18 protein-coding genes are annotated in these 19,039 nt (G+C 71.7%); 5 read left to right on the top strand and 13 right to left on the bottom strand.

What is annotated here, in order from left to right:
- Positions 1–305: 305 nt before the first annotated feature.
- The 4 genes from DEJ27_RS10595 to folE form a co-directional block, all read right to left on the bottom strand.
- Positions 306–959, bottom strand: a complete 654-nt coding sequence (locus DEJ27_RS10595) for an HAD-IA family hydrolase (RefSeq protein ID WP_110859451.1) — start codon at positions 957–959, stop codon at positions 306–308.
- Positions 960–1,053: 94 nt separating this feature from the next.
- Positions 1,054–1,803, bottom strand: coding sequence for a pyrimidine reductase family protein (locus DEJ27_RS10590; protein WP_258370341.1), 750 nt, complete (start codon positions 1,801–1,803; stop codon positions 1,054–1,056).
- On the bottom strand, positions 1,800–2,714 hold the full coding sequence (gene folP, locus DEJ27_RS10585; RefSeq protein WP_111090905.1) for a dihydropteroate synthase: 915 nt from the start codon (positions 2,712–2,714) through the stop codon (positions 1,800–1,802). Before folP ends, DEJ27_RS10590 begins: the two co-directional genes overlap by 4 nt.
- Positions 2,711–3,322: a GTP cyclohydrolase I gene (folE, locus tag DEJ27_RS10580; RefSeq protein WP_110859449.1), complete on the bottom strand. Its 612-nt coding sequence runs from the start codon at positions 3,320–3,322 to the stop codon at positions 2,711–2,713. The genes folP and folE overlap by 4 nt, the downstream gene beginning before the upstream one ends.
- A gap of 157 nt (positions 3,323–3,479) precedes the next feature.
- On the opposite strand from folE, the gene DEJ27_RS10575 reads away from it, so the two are divergent.
- Entirely contained in the window at positions 3,480–4,955 is a 1,476-nt protein-coding gene (locus DEJ27_RS10575; protein WP_110859448.1) for an NCS2 family permease, read from the top strand.
- A gap of 253 nt (positions 4,956–5,208) precedes the next feature.
- Here DEJ27_RS10575 and DEJ27_RS10565 read toward each other — a convergent pair whose 3' ends face one another.
- Positions 5,209–5,661: a hypothetical protein gene (locus DEJ27_RS10565; RefSeq protein ID WP_017887957.1), complete on the bottom strand. Its 453-nt coding sequence runs from the start codon at positions 5,659–5,661 to the stop codon at positions 5,209–5,211.
- A gap of 132 nt (positions 5,662–5,793) precedes the next feature.
- Here DEJ27_RS10565 and DEJ27_RS10560 point away from each other — a divergent pair, with 132 nt between their 5' ends.
- Together DEJ27_RS10560 and DEJ27_RS10555 are read left to right on the top strand one after the other, a co-directional pair.
- Positions 5,794–6,060 carry a hypothetical protein gene (locus tag DEJ27_RS10560; protein WP_110859447.1) on the top strand — a complete coding sequence of 89 codons (267 nt, stop codon included), beginning with the start codon at positions 5,794–5,796 and terminating at the stop codon, positions 6,058–6,060.
- A gap of 26 nt (positions 6,061–6,086) precedes the next feature.
- Positions 6,087–6,602 carry a DUF1697 domain-containing protein gene (locus DEJ27_RS10555; RefSeq protein ID WP_110859560.1) on the top strand — a complete coding sequence of 172 codons (516 nt, stop codon included), beginning with the start codon at positions 6,087–6,089 and terminating at the stop codon, positions 6,600–6,602.
- Positions 6,603–6,709: 107 nt separating this feature from the next.
- Here the strand turns inward: DEJ27_RS10555 and DEJ27_RS10550 are convergent, their stop codons facing one another.
- The 3 genes from DEJ27_RS10550 to DEJ27_RS10540 all read right to left on the bottom strand — a co-directional run bounded on the left by DEJ27_RS10550 (position 6,710) and on the right by DEJ27_RS10540 (position 11,021).
- Positions 6,710–7,477: an SDR family NAD(P)-dependent oxidoreductase gene (locus tag DEJ27_RS10550; protein ID WP_110859446.1), complete on the bottom strand. Its 768-nt coding sequence runs from the start codon at positions 7,475–7,477 to the stop codon at positions 6,710–6,712.
- A 188-nt stretch (positions 7,478–7,665) separates the two neighbouring features.
- On the bottom strand, positions 7,666–10,176 hold the full coding sequence (locus tag DEJ27_RS10545) for a glycoside hydrolase family 65 protein (RefSeq protein WP_110859445.1): 2,511 nt from the start codon (positions 10,174–10,176) through the stop codon (positions 7,666–7,668).
- Positions 10,177–10,253: 77 nt separating this feature from the next.
- Complete coding sequence (locus DEJ27_RS10540; protein WP_110859444.1) at positions 10,254–11,021, bottom strand: HAD family phosphatase; 768 nt, start codon at positions 11,019–11,021, stop codon at positions 10,254–10,256.
- Between the two features lie 199 nt (positions 11,022–11,220).
- Here DEJ27_RS10540 and DEJ27_RS10535 point away from each other — a divergent pair, with 199 nt between their 5' ends.
- On the top strand, positions 11,221–12,576 hold the full coding sequence (locus tag DEJ27_RS10535) for an APC family permease (RefSeq protein ID WP_111090904.1): 1,356 nt from the start codon (positions 11,221–11,223) through the stop codon (positions 12,574–12,576).
- A 71-nt stretch (positions 12,577–12,647) separates the two neighbouring features.
- Here the strand turns inward: DEJ27_RS10535 and DEJ27_RS10530 are convergent, their stop codons facing one another.
- The 3 genes from DEJ27_RS10530 to hxlB form a co-directional block, all read right to left on the bottom strand.
- The gene (locus tag DEJ27_RS10530) at positions 12,648–13,370 is read right to left on the bottom strand and encodes an alpha/beta hydrolase (RefSeq protein WP_111090903.1); all 723 of its coding nucleotides are present in this window, start codon (positions 13,368–13,370) and stop codon (positions 12,648–12,650) included.
- Positions 13,371–13,494: 124 nt separating this feature from the next.
- Positions 13,495–14,118, bottom strand: a complete 624-nt coding sequence (gene hxlA, locus DEJ27_RS10525) for a 3-hexulose-6-phosphate synthase (protein ID WP_110859441.1) — start codon at positions 14,116–14,118, stop codon at positions 13,495–13,497.
- 11 nt (positions 14,119–14,129) lie between these two features.
- A complete protein-coding gene (gene hxlB, locus DEJ27_RS10520; RefSeq protein WP_071406216.1) occupies positions 14,130–14,693 on the bottom strand; it encodes a 6-phospho-3-hexuloisomerase in 564 nt (187 codons plus the stop codon).
- A 110-nt stretch (positions 14,694–14,803) separates the two neighbouring features.
- Here hxlB and DEJ27_RS10515 point away from each other — a divergent pair, with 110 nt between their 5' ends.
- Positions 14,804–15,649: a LuxR C-terminal-related transcriptional regulator gene (locus DEJ27_RS10515; RefSeq protein WP_111090902.1), complete on the top strand. Its 846-nt coding sequence runs from the start codon at positions 14,804–14,806 to the stop codon at positions 15,647–15,649.
- A gap of 111 nt (positions 15,650–15,760) precedes the next feature.
- On the opposite strand, the gene DEJ27_RS10510 is transcribed toward DEJ27_RS10515, so the two are convergent.
- The gene (locus tag DEJ27_RS10510; protein WP_027466795.1) at positions 15,761–16,444 is read right to left on the bottom strand and encodes a response regulator; all 684 of its coding nucleotides are present in this window, start codon (positions 16,442–16,444) and stop codon (positions 15,761–15,763) included.
- Positions 16,441–18,933, bottom strand: a complete 2,493-nt coding sequence (locus DEJ27_RS10505; RefSeq protein WP_111090901.1) for an ATP-binding protein — start codon at positions 18,931–18,933, stop codon at positions 16,441–16,443. Before DEJ27_RS10505 ends, DEJ27_RS10510 begins: the two co-directional genes overlap by 4 nt.
- Between the last annotated feature and the right edge of the window lie 106 nt (positions 18,934–19,039).

The following is a 19,039-nucleotide window of genomic DNA, read 5'->3' as shown; positions in this document are numbered from 1 at the left end:
GTCGGCTGGCGGCGGCGCAGCCGACGGTTCCTGACCACTCGGCGCAGGCCGGGCGGGGTGTCCGGACCGACGGGCGAGGCGTCGTGGACGCGCCCGCCGTCGGCCTGGAGGCACGGTGCGGGCCCGCCACGGGCCTCCAGGCCGCCATCCGGCCGGTCGCAACTCCCCGCTCACGTCCGCCGGGCGGTCGCAAAGCGTCGGCTGGCGGCGGCGCAGCCGACGGTTCCCGACCACTCGGCGCGGGCCGAGCGGGGTGTCCGGACCGGCCGGCCGGCGGACGCGGGCGGGCAGGACGGGCGCCGCGCTCAGCCGTGGATGCGGAAGGCGTCGCCGTCGCGCTCGACGGTCAGGCCGTCGTACCCGTGGACCCGGTGCAAGCCGGCCGTCACCGGGTGATCGAGGGGACCCACGACGACCGTGGTCGCGCCGGAGGCGATGGCGGACTCGAGTCCGGCGGGGGCGTCCTCGAACGCCACGCAGTCGGCCGGGTCGACGCCGAGCAGAGCGGCACCGCGCAGGTAGCCGTCGGGGTGGGGCTTGCCGTGCTCGACGTCCTCCGAGGGCACGAAGGCCGCGGGCACGGCGAACCCGGCGGCCGCCATCCGACCCGCGGCGAGGTCGCGCGGGGCGCTGGTGACCAGCGCCACCGGGACACCGAGCTCGACGAGTCGCTGGACGAAGGCGACGGCACCGGGGATCTCGAGGATGCCCTCGGTGCTCGCGGTCTCCTCGGCGACGAGCTCCGCCGCGATCCGCTGCTGCTCGGCGAGGGGCAGGTCGGGCAGGAAGCGCCGCAGGGTGTCGATCGCCTGCCGCCCGTGGGAGAACGCGAGGATCTCGTCGGGGTCGATGCCGTTCGCGTTCCCGAACCGGGTCCAGGTCGCCTCGACCACCGCGGTCGAGTCGACGAGGGTCCCGTCCATGTCGAAGAGGACCCCGGACGCCACGATGTCGATCACGCGCCCGACCCTAGCCCACGGGCCCGACCGTCCCGCGGTCCGCGGTCCGCGCGCGAGCGGGGTCAGCGCGCCCGCGGCGCCAGCGCAGGCGGGGTCAGCGCGCCCGGACGTACCGGGTGAGCAGCACGCCGTCGGCGCCGAGCAGCACGTGGGCCGGTCGCATCCGCCGGAGTTCCGGCGACGACCCCCGGGCGATGCGCGGCCCCTCCCCGCCCTCGAGCGACGGGTCGATCGTCAGGGTCAGCTCGTCGACGGCGTCCGCGGCGATGAGTGCCCCGAGGAACGACGGCCCGCCCTCGCAGTGGATCGTCCCGAGGCCACGGCCGGCCAACAGCCCACGGATCCGTCCGGCGTCGACCGAGTCCGGGGCGTCGTCCGCGCTGCAGGGCACGACGTCGGCGACCTCGGCGAGCGCCCGGCCCGTCGGCGAACCGGCCGCCGTCGCCGACGTCAGGACGATCGGGCGCACCGGCGCCTCGGTGAACACCCGAGACCCCGGGTCGAGCGACAGCGACCCGGTGACGATCGCGAACACGGGGTGGTCCGGCATGCCGTGGGCCCGCCGCCAGGCGATGTCGGTGTCGTGCAGGACCATCGGCCCGTAGCCCTCGTCACGGACGGTGCCGGCGGCGACGAGCACGACGTCGGCCACCCGCCGGAGCAGGTCGAAGACGCGCAGGTCGTCGTCGCCGCCGAGCGCCCCGGACACCCCGGCAGCCGAGGCCGAACCGTCCAGCGTCGCGACGAAGTTCACCCGGAGCCAGGGGTCGCCGGCGTCGGCGGTGTAGCGCTCGAGCAGGTCGTCGTCGGACAGGTCCGCGATCGACGGGGGCAGGACGTTCACGTGTTGTGCCTCGATTCCACCGGGGTGCGCCATCCGAGCGTGGCCTCGACCATGCGCATCGCGTCGACGCTCTCGGCGACGTCGTGCATGCGGACGATCCGGGCGCCGAGCATCGCGCTCACGGTCGCCACGGCGAGCGATCCGGAGAGCCGTTCACCGCGGGGGCGGCCGAGCGACTCCCCCACGAAGTCCTTGTTGGACACCGCGGCGAGGACCGGGTAGCCGAGCGCGACGACCTCGGGCAGCCGACGGGTGAGCTCGAGGGTGTGCACGGTGTTCTTGTGCAGGTCGTGGCCGGGGTCGACGATGATCCGCGACTCGGGGATGCCCGCGGCGAGCGCCCGGTCGACCCGTTCGCGCAGGAACGCGACGACCTCGCCCGCGATGTCGCCGTACTGCGGTGGTGCTGGCAGGGGCCGTCGGGGTTCGGCGAGCGAGTGCGTGATGACGACGGTGGCGTCGGAGTCGGCGACCACGGCGGCCATCCGCGGGTCGGACAGACCGGTGGTGTCGTTGACGACCCTCGCCCCGGCTGCGATCGCCGCCGCGGCGACCTCGGGACGGAAGGTGTCGACGCTGATGACGACGTCGGACTGCTGGGCGAGCTGCTCGACGACGGGCACGACGCGGTCGATCTCGTCGGACGCGGGCAGTTCCGGACCGGGGGCGAACTTCACGCCGCCGATGTCGACCCAGTCGGCACCCTGCTCGGCGGCGCGCACCGAGGCGGCGACGGCCCGGTCGAGCTCGAAGGTGGCGCCGCGGTCGTGGAACGAGTCGGGCGTGCGGTTCACGATCGCCATGACGGCGATGCGGTGGTCGAAGTCGATGGTGCGGCGGCCGAACGTCCGGACCGGGTGGCGCAGGTCCGGCACGACCCAGCCGGGTCCGGCCGCCTGGAGGCCCGTCATGCGTCCGCCCCGGCACTCGCATCCTGCCCGGCGTCGGTCGCACGCCCCGCGCCGATGAGCGCGATCGCCTCGGCCCGTCCCGCGGCGTCGGCCAGCGAACCGGTCGCCGCCACCGTCACGGTCGTCGAACCGGTCTGGCGCTCCCCACGTGTCGTGACGCACTGGTGCTGCGCGTCGAGGACCACCAGGACGCCCTCGGCGCCGAGCCCCTCGGCGATGGTCGCGGCGACCTGTTCGCCGAGCCGCTCCTGCAGCTGCGGGCGGGAGGCCACCGCGTCGAGCACCCGTGCCAGCGTGCCGAGCCCGATGAGCCGGTCGCCCGGCGCGTACGCCAGGTGCGCGACCCCGAGGAACGGCAGCAGGTGGTGCTCGCAGACGGAGCGGAACTTCACGTCCCGGACGATGACGAGCCGACCGCGCTCACCGTCCTCGGCGTGCACCGTGCCGTCCCGGGCGATGGCGACCGCGTCGGTGCCGATCCCGGAGAAGAACTCGGCGTACGAGTCGGCGACACGGGCGGGGGTGCGGGTGAGTTCCGGGCGGTCGGGATCCTCGCCGATGGCGAGCAGCAGCTCGCGGACGGCGGCCTCCACACGGGCGCGGTCCATGGGTGACGTCACCCGCTCATCCAACACCAGCCATGGCCGGAGAACGCGGGCAGACGCCCAGCGCGAGGTGCGCGATCCGCGTGGAACGGGCCTCCCGGCGGTCACAACCTGTGAGACCGGTGTGACACGCCCGAAACCCAGCGTCCTTTAAACTCTCGTGGTGAGCGCCCCGCAGACCGACACCACGCCCCGGAACCGCTTCGCGACCGGCCTCGATCGATTCTTCTCCATCACGCAACGCGGATCGTCGATCCCCCGCGAGGTCCGCGGTGGCCTCGTCTCGTTCGTGACGATGGCGTACATCGTGATCCTGAACCCCCTCATCCTCGGTGGGTTCAGCGCCGACCAGGCCGCCAAGGACGTCTCGGGCGGATGGCTCGAGAACGCTCAGGTGGCCGCGGCGACCGGCCTCGTCGCCGGCGTCATGACCATCGCGATGGGCATCATCGCGAACCTGCCGTTCGGCATCGCCGCAGGGCTCGGGATCAACTCGTTCCTCGCCGTCAGTGTCGTGCAGCAGGTCACCTGGGCCGAGGCGATGGGCCTGGTCGTCATCAACGGTCTGATCATCGTGATCCTCGCGTTGACCGGCATCCGGACGATGATCTTCACCGCCGTCCCGGCCCAGCTCAAGGCGGCCATCACCGTCGGCATCGGCCTGTTCATCGCGTTCATCGGGCTCGTCGACTCCGGCTTCGTGCGGTCCTCCGGGCTCGCGTCGCCGCCGCTGCAGCTCGGCGAGGACGGCTCCGTCGGCGCCCTGCCGACCATCGTCTTCCTGATCGGCCTGATCATCATCGGCACGCTCATGGCCCGCCGGGTCAAGGGTGCGCTGCTCATCGGCATCGTCGCGACCACGATCATCGCGATCATCCTGCAGGCGATCTTCCAGGTGCCGACCTCGGTCGACTCGAAGACCGGCTGGAACCTCAACGCCCCCGGCCTGCCGAGCGCACTGTTCGCCGTGCCGGACCTGTCGCTCGTCGGTCACGCCGACGTCTTCGGCGCCTTCACCCGCATCGGCCCGCTCGCCGCGTCGATGCTCGTTTTCACCCTCGTCTTCACGAACTTCTTCGACGCCATGGGCACCATGACCGGTCTGGCCAAGGCCGCCGGTGTCGCGAAGCCGGACGGCACGTTCCCCCGCCTGAAGTCGGCGCTCGTCGTCGAGGGCGTCGGCGCGATCGCCGGTGGTGGCGCGTCGGTGTCGTCGAACACCGTCTTCATCGACTCGGCCTCCGGCATCGGCGAGGGCGCCCGCACGGGCATGGCCTCGGTCGTCACCGGCCTGCTGTTCCTGGCGTCGATGTTCCTCACGCCGCTCACCCAGGTCGTCCCGCTCGAGGTCGCCGCCGCCGGGCTCGTCGTCGTCGGGGCGCTCATGGTCGCGCAGGTCGCGGACATCTCGTGGTCGGACTTCGGCTCGGCCCTGCCGGCCTTCCTGACGATCGTCGTCATGCCGCTGACCTACTCGATCGCGAACGGCATCGGCGCCGGCTTCATCAGCTGGGTGCTCATCAAGCTGCTGTCCGGCCGTGGCCGCGAGGTCTCGTGGCTGCTCTACGTCGTCGCCGCGGGCTTCCTGCTGTACTTCGCGCGGGGGCCGCTGGAGGCGCTGCTCGGCGTCGGCTGAGCCATTCGTTCGGGCCTTGCTGGGCCGGTTCGCTCGGGCCTGGCGCAAGACGCCGTCGTGTCATCGAGACGCCGCCGAATCCGGCGGCGTCTCGACGTTTCCGGGGCGTCTTCCGCAGGACGCCGGCGTCTTCGCCGGCTGGCGTCAGCCGCGTCGGCCGCGTCGGCCGCGTCGGCCGCGTCGGCCGCGTCGGCCGCGTCGGCCGCGTCGGCCGCGTCGGCCGCGTCGGCCGCGTCGGCCTGGAGGCCCGTGGTCAGTCCGGCAGGTCGCTCGGCGTGGCCTCGTGGTGGCGCTGGTCCTGGGTGCGACGGTCTTCCTTCATGCCCGCCTCGAACAGGTGGCGGCGGCCCTGCACGAGCTCGTCGCGCGCGGTGCGCTCGAGCTCCTTGGCGAGGGCGTAGTAGCCGTCGTCGTAGTCCTCGACGATCTGGAACGTCCAGCGGCCCGCGATGACGTTGCGGCCCACGAGCTCGGTGTCGATGCGCTCGGCGAGTTCGGTGTGCCCGGCCTTCCGCAGCTGCTCGACCGCCTCACCGAGGTTCAGATCAGCGGTGCCGGTCAGGCGGTGGAACCCGTAGAGCAGGCCGCGCGCGTGCTCGATGACCTCGACCGCGGCGGACAGGCTGCCGAGCGCCTCGACCGTGGCCTCGGACACCCCCTCGGGAACCTGGTGCTGCGCGTCGGGGCCCTGTGCGTCGTTCGTCATGGGTCCCGTCTACACGACGGCTGCTGCGTCGTTCGAGGGTTCGTCCGCGACCCGCCGTGGTCGACAACCGTCGGTTGCGACGTCGGAGGTCGACACCTACCATTCGAACACACGTTCGAACGAGGAGACCCGATGATGATCACCGACACGGCTGCCACGGTGTGGTGGTCCGGAGGCACACCGACCCGCCTGGTGTGGGCAGGGCAGCGGTGGCGGGTGAGCGACACCCCGACCCGACTGACCGTCACACGGGCCGAACTGCCCACCGCCATCACCCACGCGCCGGAACGGACCGTGGGATGGCGATTCCAGGCGACCAGCGACCTCGACGGCGAGTCGCTGGTGGTCGACATCGTGCCGCAGGGCTCCGGCTGGGGCGTGGCCCGGACGTGGACGTGATCGCCGCGGACCGCTACCGTCCGGACATGGACAGGTGGGTCGCGCTGCTGCGCGGGGTCAACGTGAACGGCATCACGATCAGGAGCGCGGACCTGGCGGAGCTCTTCCGGGAGCTCGGGTTCGACGATGTCCGGACCGTGCTCGCCTCGGGCAACGTCGTGTTCAGCGCCGACGCGCCCGCCGAGCCGCTGAAGACGTCGATCGAGCAGGGGCTGCGCGACCGGTTCGGGTACGACGCCTGGATCGTGCTCGTCCGGCACGACGCCCTCGCGGCCGTGGTCGACGACTTTCCCTTCGAGCATGCCGACGAACGGCACGACTACGTCGTGTTCGGGTCCGACGACGGTGCGCTCGACGCCTTGATCGAGGATCTCGAACTCGATGACTCGGTCGAACGGATCGCACGCGGAGCCGGCGTCGTCTACTGGTCCTGCCCGAAGGGCTCGAGCACCGACACCGTGTTCGCGAAGCGGGCCGGCGCCGCACGCTTCAAGCGCACGACGACGACCCGCAACACGAACACCCTGCGGAAGCTCCTGTGACGCTCGTGCACTCGAAGCGAGCCGAGACTCACGCCCACGGACGATCCGGACGTCCCTGACCGCCCGAAGTGTCCGCTGGGCCGAGTCTCCGCCGACGCCGGGGTGGCTCAGGCCTGCGGCGGCTGCCCGTTGCTCGCCATGGTGCCGCCGTCCACGGGCAGGACCGCACCCGTGATGAACGAGGCCGCGTCGCTTGCCAGGAACAGGATCGCCTCGGCGACCTCGGCAGAGCGACCCCCGCGGCCGAGGGCGATGCGCTCGGTGAACTTCGACTGCAGGGCCTCGTCCTCCGCCTGCTCCTGGGTCAGGTCGGTCCAGATGAGTCCCGGAGCGACGGCGTTCACGCGCACGCCGAACTGCCCGTTGTCGAGTGCAGCGGCCTTGGTGAAGTTCGTCACGCCACCCTTCGCCGCGTTGTACGGGCTCATCCGCCAGTCGGCATCCTCGCCGGAGACCGACGACGTGTTGACGATCGAGCCCTTCGTCTCACGGAGGAACGGCAGCGCCGCGCGGGTGCCGTAGAACACACCGGACAGGTCGGTCTCGATGACCCGGCGCCACTCGTCCGTGCTGATGTCGGTGATGTCGCCCGAGCTGAAGGTCCCGGCGTTGTTCACCAGGACGTCGACCCGGTCGAACCGGTCGATCGCCGCGTCGACGACGGTCTGCCAGTCGTCGGGGCTCGCTACATCGGCGTGCAGCGCCACCACCCGGTGGGTGGGCAGCGAGTCCCCGACCGCGCGCACCTTCTCGTCGACGCTGTCGGTCAGCACGACCGACGCGCCCTCGTCGATGAACGCCCGCGCGGTCGCCTCACCGATGCCGGACCCCGCGCCCGTGACGATCGCGACCTTGCCCTCGAACCGGTTGCCCATGATGTCTCCTCTCGTTGCACGAAGCGTGCCCGGGGAGACGCCATCGACCCGAGGGGCACGGCAGACCACGGTGCCCGGGGCCGACTGGACGCGTTCGGAGGCGCCGGGAACGCGCGTGAGCGCACTCCGCCCCGGTACCGCGAGGCGGATCCGGGGCGGAGTGCGATCGCAGCGAAGCGCGCGGCTCGTCAGGCCGTCGTGTCGTCGAGGTCGAAGTCGCGCTCCAGGGAGATCGTCGGGATCGAGGCGGTGATGACCGAGCCGTCGGCCCGCAGCGTGCCCTGGATGTCGCTCGTGGTCGGGGCGTGCCCGGACATCCGCGGCCCGTGGTGCGGCAGCGGCACCACGGTGGGCTCCCCCGCCTCGATGTCCCACTGCTGGTTGTGCACCCACACCGTGAAGCCCGAACCGGTCTCGACCGTGAGCGTCATGGCTTCCTGCTCCAGGTCCACCCGGACCCGCGATCCGCGCACCGTCAGCCGGTAGGACAGACGGTCCCAGTGCTTCGGCAGCCGCGGGTTGAAGGTCATCCGACCTCCGTGGTCGCGCATGCCACCGAAGCCGTTGACGAGCGCACCCCAGATGCCACCGGTCGACGCGATGTGCACGCCGTCCGAGGTGTTGCCGTGCAGGTCCGCCAGGTCGACGTAGAGCGCGGTCTGGAAGTACTGGTCGGCGAGGTCGTGGTACCCGACCTCGGCCGCCATGATGGACTGCACGACCGCGGACAGCGTGGAGTCACCGGTGGTGAGCGCGTCGTAGTAGTCGAAGTCGCGACGTTTCTCGGCCGCCGTGAACTCGTGCCCCTGCAGGAACAGCGCGAGCACGACGTCGGCCTGCTTGAGCACCTGGAACCGGTAGATCACCAGCGGGTGGTAGTGGAGCAGCAGCGGGCGCTTGGACTCCGGGGTGTTCTCGAGGTCCCAGAGTTCCTTGTCGAGGAACTGGGCGTCCTGCGGGTGGATGCCGCGGTGCGGGTCGAAGGGGATCTCCATCGACTCGGCGGCGTGCTCCCACTCGACGAGCTCGTCGGGCTGCAGACCGGTCCGGCGCACCATGCGGTCGTACTCTTCGGCGTCGTCGGCAGCGAGCTCGCGACAGGCGTTGACGGCGAACCACAGGTTCGCCCGCGCCATCACGTTCGTGTAGAGGTTGTCGTCGACGACGGTCGTGTACTCGTCCGGCCCGGTGACGCCGTCGATGTGGAACTTCTTGTCGCCGTTCGAGCGCCAGAAGCCGAGGTCGGCCCAGAGCCGGGCGGTCTCGACGAGCACGTCGATGGCTCCGCGCTTCAGGAACTCGCGGTCGCCCGAGGCCCGCACGTACTGCATGAGCGCATGCGAGATGTCGGCGTCGATGTGGTACTGCGCGGTGCCGGCGGCGTAGTAGGCGCTGGACTCTTCGCCGTTGATCGTCCGCCACGGGAACAGGGCGCCGCGCTGGTTCAGCTCGCGGGCCCGAGCCCGCGCCGCGTCGAGCATGTTGTAGCGGAAGCGCAGGGCGTTCCGGGCGACGATCGGCGCCGTGTACGACAGGAACGGCAGGACGTAGATCTCCATGTCCCAGAAGTAGTGGCCGCCGTAGCCGGACCCGGTGACGCCCTTCGCGGCGATGCCGTGGCCGTCGGTGCGGGCGGTGGCCTGCGCGAGCTGGAACAGGTTCCAGCGGACGGCCTGCTGGATCGCGGGCTGGCCGGCGATCTCGACGTCGCTGCGGGCCCAGTAGTCGTCGAGCCACTCGCGCTGCTTCGCGAAGGTCTCGTCGACGTTCTCGGCGTGCGCGCGGTCGAGCGTGCGGTCGCAGCGGTCGGCGAGCTCGCGCACGGGCACCCCGCGAGAGGTGTGGTAGACCACGTGCTTCACGAGCCGGATGGGCTGCCCCGCGCGGGCCTGCACCCGGTAGACGTGCTTCGCCAGGTCGTCCTCGATCGACGACGACTCGTCCCAGCTGTTCTCGGTCTCGATGTGGTGCTCGACGCCGACGCAGATCGTCATGCCGGAGCTGGACGCCTGGTACCCGAGGACCGAACGGCCGCCGGTGCTGCGCTTGAGCTTCGGCACGAGCACCCGCTCGGTGAACGCCTCGGCCTTGCGGGGGTCGAAGGCGTTCGCCGCGGCCCGCATGCCGGCGTGGTACTCGTCCTGCACGTCCTGGCGGTTGAGGATCTGACTGGACAGCAGGATCGAGGCGTCCGCGTCGAGCACGGTGACCTCGTAGTCGATGACGGCGAGGTGCCGGTCGGTGAACGACACGAGCCGACGCGCCCGGATGAGCACCCGCTTGCCGGACGGCGTCGACCACTCGGTCTCACGGAAGAGGTAGCCGCCGCGGAACTCCAGCCTGCGCGTGTGCCGGAGGATGTCGGCCTCGGCCAGCACGAGCGGCTCGTCGTCGACGTAGAGGCGGATGACCTTGGCGTCGGGCGCGTTGATGATCGTCTGCCCGGTCTTCGCGAAGCCGAAGGCGTCTTCCGCGTGCCGGATCGGCCAGGTCTCGTGGAACCCGTTGATGTACGTGCCGTACTGCACGCCGCCACGGCCTTCGTCCAGGTTGCCGCGCAGGCCGAGGTACCCGTTGCCGACGGCGAAGTTCGTCTCGGCGACGCCCTGCTCGTCGGGGGTGTACTCGGTCTCGACGAGTGCCCACTCGTCGATCGGGTAGCGGACGCGGTCGAGGGGGTCCGAGGTGATGGGGTTCATGCTGCTCCGTGGGAAGGGAGGGAGGTGGGTGCGTCGGTGCGACCGGCAGGCGCTGAACGGCTCCGGCCGGTGCGTGTCTAGTCGGTGCTGGCGGCCGGTGCGGGCAGGTCGTCGATGAGTTCGGCGAGGTCGGACACGACGACGTCGGCACCGTGCTCGCGCAGGGCATCCGCCCCGGCACCACGGTCGACCCCGACGACGAGACCGAACGAACCGTTGCGGCCGGCTTCGACCCCGCTCGTGGCGTCCTCGACCACGACGCACTCGGCGGCGGTGAGTCCGAACCGGGTGGCGGCGTCGAGGTAGGTGTCGGGCGCGGGCTTGCCGGTCAGGCCGTCCTGGCGCGCGACGAGCCCGTCGACGACGACCGGGAACCGGTCGAGGATGCCCGCGGTCCGGAGCACCGAGGTGGCGTTCGCCGAGCTCGAGACGACGGCGACGGACATGCCGGCGGCGATCGCGGCGGTCAGGAACCGCAGCGAACCCGGGTAGGGCTCAACGCCGTGCTCGTCGAGCTCGGCGGTGAACTCGGCGTTCTTCCGGTTGCCGAGCCCGCACACCGTGTCGGTGTCGGGCGCGTCGTCGGGGGTGCCCTGCGGCAGGTCGATGCCGCGCGACTCGAGCAGCGAACGCACGCCGTCGTACCGGGGTTTGCCGTCGATGTAGGTGAAGTAGTCCTGCTCGGTGTACGGCGCGACTCCGTGCGCTTCGAGGTACGGCGTGAACAGCCGGCTCCAGGCCCGCATGTGGACGTCGGCGGTCGGGGTGAGCACGCCGTCGAGGTCGAACAGGAGTGCGCGCTGGTCACTGAGTCGCGCGGGCGTGCGCTGGTCCTGCGTCGTCATCTGCGGTCCTCCGGGGACTGGTGGTGGACGTGTGGCTCCCGACGAGTCTAGGACCGCTCCAGTCGGCACGTCCGGAGGCGCTGCGCCCTGTGGAGGGTGTTCACCCGCACCTCGGTGTGGAGGAGCACGGTGACCACGATCCACCTGTGAGTGCTCGGAGACACGCACCGGCACGCTGACCCGGACGAAAGGCACCACCATGACCAGCGACACCACGGCCGCACCCCACGACGGTACGCAGTCGAAGCTCCGCCAGGCGATCACCGGCCCGCTGCTGTACCTCTTCATCCTCGGCGACGTGCTCGGCGCCGGCATCTACGCCCTGATGGGGACCCTGTCGAAGGACGTCGGCGGCGCGCTCTGGGCACCGCTCGTCCTCGCGCTGCTGCTGGCCCTGCTCACCGCGGGTTCCTACGCAGAGCTCGTCACGAAGTACCCGAAGGCCGGTGGCGCCGCGGTCTTCGCCGAGCGCGCGTACAAGTCGCCGATCGTCTCGTTCCTGGTCGGCTTCAGCATGCTCGCGGCCGGTGTCACGAGCGCCGCCGGACTGTCGCTCGCCTTCGCCGGCGACTACCTCGGCACCTTCGTCGACTTGCCGCCGGTCCCCACCGCCATCGTCTTCCTCGCCCTGATCGCGTGTCTGAACGCCCGGGGCATCTCCGACTCGCTCAAGAGCAACGTCGTGATGACGATCATCGAGGTGTCCGGCCTCGTCATCGTGATCGTCGTCGTCGCGGTGATGCTCGGCGGTGGCGGCGGTGAGGTCTCGCGCATCGGGGAGTTCCCTGCCGATGCGAACCCGGCGCTCGCGACCCTGAGCGCAGCGATCGTCGCCTACTACTCGTTCGTCGGCTTCGAGACCTCTGCGAACATCGCGGAAGAGGTCCGCGAACCCCGCCGCGTGTACCCGAAGGCCCTGTTCGGCGCCCTCGCCACGGCCGGCGTCGTCTACGTCCTCGTCGCACTCGCGAGTTCCATCGCCCTCCCCGCCTCGGAGTTGTCCGAGTCCAGCGGCCCGCTGCTCGCGGTCGTCTCCGCCACCGGCGTCCCGATCCCCGACTGGGTCTTCAGCCTCATCGCCCTGGTCGCCGTCGCGAACGGCGCGCTGCTCACGATGATCATGTCGAGCCGCGTGACCTACGGCATGGCCGAGCAGCGGCTCCTGCCCGCCCTGCTCGCGAAGGTCCTGCCGAACCGCAAGACCCCGTGGACCGCCATCGTCGCCACCACGATCGTCGCGATGCTCCTGACCCTGGTGGGCGACGTGGGCGTGCTGGCCGAGACCGTCGTGCTCCTGCTGCTCTTCGTGTTCATCAGCACGAACGTCGCCGTCCTGGTGCTCCGCCGCGACCACGTCGAGCACGACCACTTCCGGGTCTGGACGTTCGTCCCGGTGCTCGGGGTGCTGTCGTGCATCCTGCTGCTGACGCAGCAGAGCGGACAGGTCTGGCTCTACGCCGCGATCCTGCTCGCCGTCGGCGTGGTCCTGTACTTCGTCGCACGGTTCACCGGGCGCCGTTCCGGACGCGACCACGAGGCGGGCGTGATCCACTGACGTCGCGCACCACGGGCCTCCAGGCAGACCGTCTGGAGGCCCGTGGTGCGTCCGCCGGTCCGCCCGGGTGATCAGCGCAGGTCGCGCACCCAGGCCTCGATCGCGTCCGAGATCTGCTGGCGGGCATCAGCACGGCTGATGGTCGCCGTGCGGTCGCCCGGCTGGTCGCCGTAGGCGCCGAAGTCGGCGTGGTTCGAGCCCTGGATCTCGGTCATGGTGGCGGTCGACGGCAGCTTGTCCCGCGCGGCGTCGACCTTGGCCGGGGTCGACAGACCGTCACGCGAACCGGAGACGCTCAGCACGTCGATGTAGGAGCGGCTGATGTCGTTCGCGCAGTAGCTGCCGAGCAGCAGCAGGCCGTCGGCGTCCTGGGCGAGCTGGCACGCGCGGACCCCGCCGAGGGAGTGCCCGCCGACCGCCCAGCGGGTGACGGAGGGTGCGTGGGCCTCGAACGTCGCGAGGGGCCGGGTGTCGAAGAACGCGAGGTTCAGCGTCGGCTTCGTGATGACCACCGTCGTGCCGTTGGCGACCATCTGCCGGAACGTGGCCATGTAGGCGTACGGGTCGACCTTCGCGCCGGGGATGAAGACGATCCCGACCCCGTCGGCCTGGCCGGTCGGGGTCATCACCACCGAGTCACCGGCGTCCCGGACCGCGATCCGGTCGTCGCGCCAGACCTGCAGGGCGGCGCTGCGGGTGCCCTGCATCACGATGTGCGCCCAGACGAGGAACACCACCGCGATCAGCACGACGACGGCGACGATCCAGGTGGTCCAGCGCAGCGCTCGGTTCATGGGGCCACCGTACGGCGCATCCGGGCCGGCGTCGTTCGCTTCGTGAGCAGGAATGGTCGGGTGCGACGTGCACACCCGACCGTTCCTGCTCACGATGTCGCCCGGGAAGGGCGACCGTGACCCGCTACTTGATGGCGGCGCGGATCTCGGCGGCTGCTGCGCCGACGTCCGACGCACTGTAGATCGCGCTGCCGGCAACGGCGATGCGGGCGCCGGCCTCCTGCACCGAGGCGACCGAGGACGCGTTCACGCCGCCCGCGATCGAGAACGGGACGCCCGACTCCTTGCCGGCGTCGAGCAGGGCCCCGAACGTGAAGCCCTCTTCCGCCTGCTCGTCGAGCCCGGCGTGGACCTCGACGAACTCGGCGCCGAGTGCGACGACCTCGCGGGCACGGGCGGCCTTGTCGGAGACGCCGATCAGGTCGACGACGATGCCCTTGCCGTGCTTCTTCGCGGCCTTGACGGCACCGACGATCGTCGAGTCGCCGGCGACACCGAGGACGGTGACCAGGTCGGCACCGGCCGAGAAGGCGATGTCGGCTTCGAGCTCACCGGCGTCCATGGTCTTGAGGTCGGCGAACACGATCTTGTCGGGGTGTGCTTCCTTGATCGCGGTGACGGCGGACAGGCCGGCGCTCTTGATCAGGGGCGTGCCGAGCTCGAGGACGTCGACGTGCGGCGCGGCCGCGGCGGCGAGCTCGAGGGCGGCTTCGGTGGTCAGGGTGTCCATGGCGAACTGGAGCTGCATGGGTGTGCCTTTCATTCGAGGTTGGCGTGACGGGGCCAGAGGTCGTCGGCGGACTGCCCGCCTCGGGTCCACAGGGCGTGGAACACGGCGTCGCCCACCAGGGCGACCGCCTGTTCGAAGAGGCCACCGGCGTACTGGGCCGAGGCGGTGCCGGAGCGGTCGGTCTTCGTCGCGGCGGGCAGCACGATCGTGACGTCCGCCAGCTCGGAGAGCGGGGAGTCGTCGGTGGTCGAGAGCGCCACGACGGATGCGCCGACCTCGTGCGCGGTGCGCGCGGCCTGCACGATGCCGGTGGTCGTACCGGAGCCGCTCGCGACGAGGAGCAGGTCACCCGGACGGATGGCCGGGGTGGTGACCTCGCCGACGACGTGCGCGTCGAGGCCGAGGTGCATGAGGCGCATCGCGGTCATGCGGAGGGCGAGTCCGGAGCGACCGGCGCCGTGGACGAACACCCGGTCGGCGCCCTCGATCAGGTCGAGTGCGCGCTGGGCCGGGGCATCGTCGAGGCGGGCCGCCAGGTCGCCGACCTCGCGGACGACCAGGTCGAGCGCTGCGGAGACGGTGGTTGCTGCCATGCCCTCGATCCTTCCGTCGCGCGCCTCGGCACGCCGCTACCCGCCCCGGCAGGGACCCCATCCCATCGGGTGGGCCCGTCCGCTCGGGTGGGACGGGTACCGTCGCGTCCATGGACGCATCGGTCGACACCCTGGAGGCCCGGGGCGGCTCCGCCATCCGGCTCGCGGCCGCCGAGCACGCCCGCACGGTCGCCGAGCAGGCGGACCGGCACGCCCTCACCCTGGAGTCCGTCCTCGCCGTGCTCCGGTCGTCGCGGGTCACCGACGCGGCCGCCAGGGCCGAGGCCGTCGAGATCGCCTCGGCCGCCCTCGTCGACCTGCGCACCGTGACCGATCAGCAGCGGAGCACCCTGCTCGAACCCGTCACCGGCGCGTTCTCGCGGTTGCGCGCCGACCTGCGGCCGCTCGTGCGCTTCGGGGACCTCGACGTGCAGTTCGTCGAGCCGCCGGCCACCGGCCGTGCGCTCCCGGGCGACGTCGCCCACGCGGCCCGGGCGATCGTCCGGACCGCGGTGCTCGCCCTGGTCGACGACGGTGCGGCGAAGCGGGTGCGCATCCAGTGGGACTGCGACGGCCGGAACCTGCTCATGCAGCTCCGCGACGACGGCTCCGGCACCCTCGACGTGCACGACGACGCCATGCGGCCGATCGCGGAGCGGGTCGTCACGCTCGACGGGCGGGTGCAGGTCGCGAGCACGCCCGGCTGGGGGTCCGTGCTCGACATCTCGCTGCCGCTCGACCCGCGGCCGACCGAGGTGGACGGGGTCGACGACGGTGACCTGACCCCGCGTGAGCGCGACGTGCTGCGGCTCGTGGCGACGGGAGTGGGCAACCGGGAGATCGCGGAGGGGCTCGGCATCAGCGTCAACACCGTGAAGTACCACGTGGCGAACCTGCTCCGGAAGCACGGCGCCCGGACCCGGGCCGAGCTCGCGGCGTTCAGCTCCCGGGCGTGAACCGACGGGACCGCGACGAGGCGTCCCGACGAGATCGCGACGACGGGTACCGCCGACGTCATCGGAGTTCACCGATCCGCATCTCGTCCACGCCCCGACAGCGGCGGTCCCCTACGCTCCGGGGGCGAAGCGGTACCCCATGCCGGACTCCGTCACCAGGTAGCGCGGGTGCGCGGGGTCGGGCTCCAGCTTCCGCCGCAGCTGCGCCATGTACAGCCGCAGGTACCCGGAGTCGTTGCCGTGCGTCGGCCCCCAGACCTCGGTCAACAGCATCTCGCGGGTCATCAGGCGGTCGGGGTTCGTGACCAGGACCTCGAGCAGGCGCCACTCGGTGGGCGTCAGGCGGATCGCCGGACCCTCGGCCGGGGTGACCTGCTTCGCCACGAGGTCGACGAGCAGCGGTCCGATCGCGATCGTCGGGGTCTCCTCCGACGCCACCACCCGCCGCCGTCCGAGTGCCCGCAGCCGGGCGAGGAGCTCGTCCATCTGGAACGGCTTCGTCACGTAGTCGTCGGCACCGGCGTCGAGCGCGTCGACCTTGTCGGACGAGTCGGTGCGCCCGGAGAGCACGAGGACCGGCACCTGCGACCAGGCCCGGACGCCCTCGAGCACCCCGATGCCGTCGAGCCGGGGCATGCCGAGGTCGAGCAGCACCAGGTCGGGGCGCTCGGTGATGACGGCGTCGATCGCCTCGCGCCCGTCCCGAGCCGTGACGACGTCGTACCCGCGCGCCGAGAGCGTCACCGAGAGCGCGCGGACGAGCTGCGCGTCGTCGTCAGCGATCAGGACCTTCATCGGATCTCCACTCCCACGTGCCCGGCGATCGGCAGCCGCACCACGACGGTGAGCCCACCGCCCGGGGTGTCGTCGACCTCGATCGTGCCGCCCATGCCCTCGGTGAACCCACGCGCCAGGGCCAGGCCGAGCCCGAGGCCGGTCTCGTTGTCGGTGTCACCGAGTCGCTGGAACGGCTGGAACACCTCGTCGCGGCGGTCCTCGGGGATGCCGGGGCCGTGGTCGGCCACGCGGAGTTCCACCCCGCCGGCGAACGCGCTCGCGGCGACCCGGACGTGTGTGCCGTCCGGGGCGTACCGGGCGGCGTTGGCGAGCAGGTTCACGACGACGCGCTGCAGCAGGACCGGGTCGGCGAGCACCGGTGGCAGATCCGCGGGCAGGTCGAGGTCGACGTCGTCCGGGCCGAGCTCCAGCTCGTCGAGCGCGGGGGCGACCACCGTCTCGAGCGCGATCGCCGCCGGGGTGACCGCGAGGACACCGGCTTGCACGCGGCTGACGTCCAACAGGTCTGCCAACAGCACCGCCAGCTGACCGAGGCTCTCGTCGGCGGTCGCGAGCAGCGCCTCCCGGTCGGCCCCGGACAGGTCGATGTCGGGCGCACGCAGCGTCTGCACGGCGGCGGAGGCCGCTGCGATGGGGCGGCGCACGTCGTGGCCGACCGCCGCGAGCAGCGCGCTCCGGACCCGGTCGGCGGCGGCGATGCGCTCGGCGCCCACGGCGGTGCGCGTCAGCTCGCGGTGCTCGACGGCGGCGTCGAGCTGCTGCTCGACGACCCGCAGCAGCCGGCGCTGGGTCGGGTCGTCGGGCGCACCGGCGAACTCGAGCACGGCCCCGGACGCCAGCGTCGTCGACGCGTCCGGCGTCGCACCGAACTCGCCCGAGGTCGCCGGCACCTCGTCGCCCTGGCGGATCCGGACCCCGGCGAAGCCGAAGGCCTCTCGTGTGCGGTCGAGCAGGGCCTGCAGGGCGTCGTCGCCGCGGAGCACGCTGCCGGCGATGCCCATCAGGAGCCCGGACTCGGCCGAGGCCCGACGGGCAGCGCGTGACCGCCGAGCGGACCGGTCGACCACGAAGCTGACCAGCACCGCACTGATCACGTACATGACCAGGGCGAACAGGTGCCACGGCTGCTGGACGGTGACCATGTAGAGGGGTTGCACGAAGAAGTAGTCGAGGCTCAGCCCGGACAGCACGGCCGTGAACACCGCCGGCCACATCCCGCCCACGAGCGCCACGACCAGGACGAGTAGTTGGTACGCCAGCACGTCCACCGTGATGGCGTCCGGGTCGCTGCCGATCGACAGCACCCAGGTGAGCAGCGGCCCGACCAGGACCGACAGCACGAACGCGGCGACCACCCGGCCGCGGGCCAGACTGCCGCCGAGCTTGGGCAGGGTGATCCCGCCGCCGGCACGCTCGTGCGTGACGACGTGCACGTCGATGTCGCCGGACTCGCGGATCACGGTGTTGCCGATCCCCGGACCGGTCATGGCGGCCGCGAGCCGACTGCGGCGACTGACCCCGATCACGATCTGGGTGGCGTCGATCGACCGCGCGAACCGCACCAGCGTGCTCGGCACGTCGTCGCCGACGACCTGGTGGTACGTCCCACCGAGTTGCTCGAGCAGGGTCCGCTGCTTGCCGAGCGCGCCGGGGTGCCGGACGCGCAGGCCGTCGTTCGTCGTCACGTGCACGGCGGCGAGTTCACCACCGGCGCTGCGGGCGGCGATGCGGGCGCCGCGGCGCAGCAGGGTCTCACCCTCGGGGCCACCGGTCAGGGCGACGAGCACGCGCTCCCGGGTCTCCCACCGGTGCTCGATACCGTGCTCGGCGCGGTAGGCCTTGAGCGCGTCGTCGACCTCGTCGGCGAGCCAGAGCAGGGCGATCTCGCGCAGTGCGGTGAGGTTGCCGAGGCGGAAGTAGTTCGACAGCGCGGCGTCGATCCGGGCCGCCGGGTAGACGAGCCCGTCGGAGAGCCGTTCGCGCAGCGCTGCCGGGGCCAGGTCGACGACCTCGATCTGGTCGGCCGCACGCACCACGGCGTCGGGGACGGTCTCGCGCTGCACGGTGCCGGTGATCTCGCGGACCACGTCGCCGAGGGACTGCATGTGCTGCACGTTGACGGTCGAGATGACGTCGATGCCGGCGTCCCGCAGCGCTTCGACGTCCTGCCAGCGCTTCTCGTTCGGGCTCCCCGGGGCGTTCGTGTGCGCGAGTTCGTCGACCAGCGCGACCTCGGGTGCCCGGGCGATGACGGCGTCGAGGTCGAGGTCGTCGAGGTCGACACCCCGGTGCGAGACGGTGCGGCGGGGCACGACCTCGAGCCCGTTCACCAGTGCTGCGGTGGCGGCGCGCTCGTGCGTCTCGACGACGGCGACGACCACGTCGCGACCCTCGTCGAGCAACCGACGCCCCTCTTCGAGCATCGTGTAGGTCTTGCCGACACCGGGCGCCGCACCGAGCAGGACCCGCAGCTTCCCGCGCTTCACGTGCTCATCCTCTCGCGTGCGGGGGTCGGTCTCCGCAAGACACCGGTGTTCACCTGTCGCACCGCGGTCTGCGGGTGTTCGACGCGCGAGCACCGGTGTTCTGCGG

Source organism: Curtobacterium sp. MCPF17_018, assembly GCF_003234135.1.
Lineage (GTDB): Bacteria > Actinomycetota > Actinomycetes > Actinomycetales > Microbacteriaceae > Curtobacterium > Curtobacterium flaccumfaciens.
This window is presented reverse-complemented; position numbering and strand designations above follow the sequence as displayed.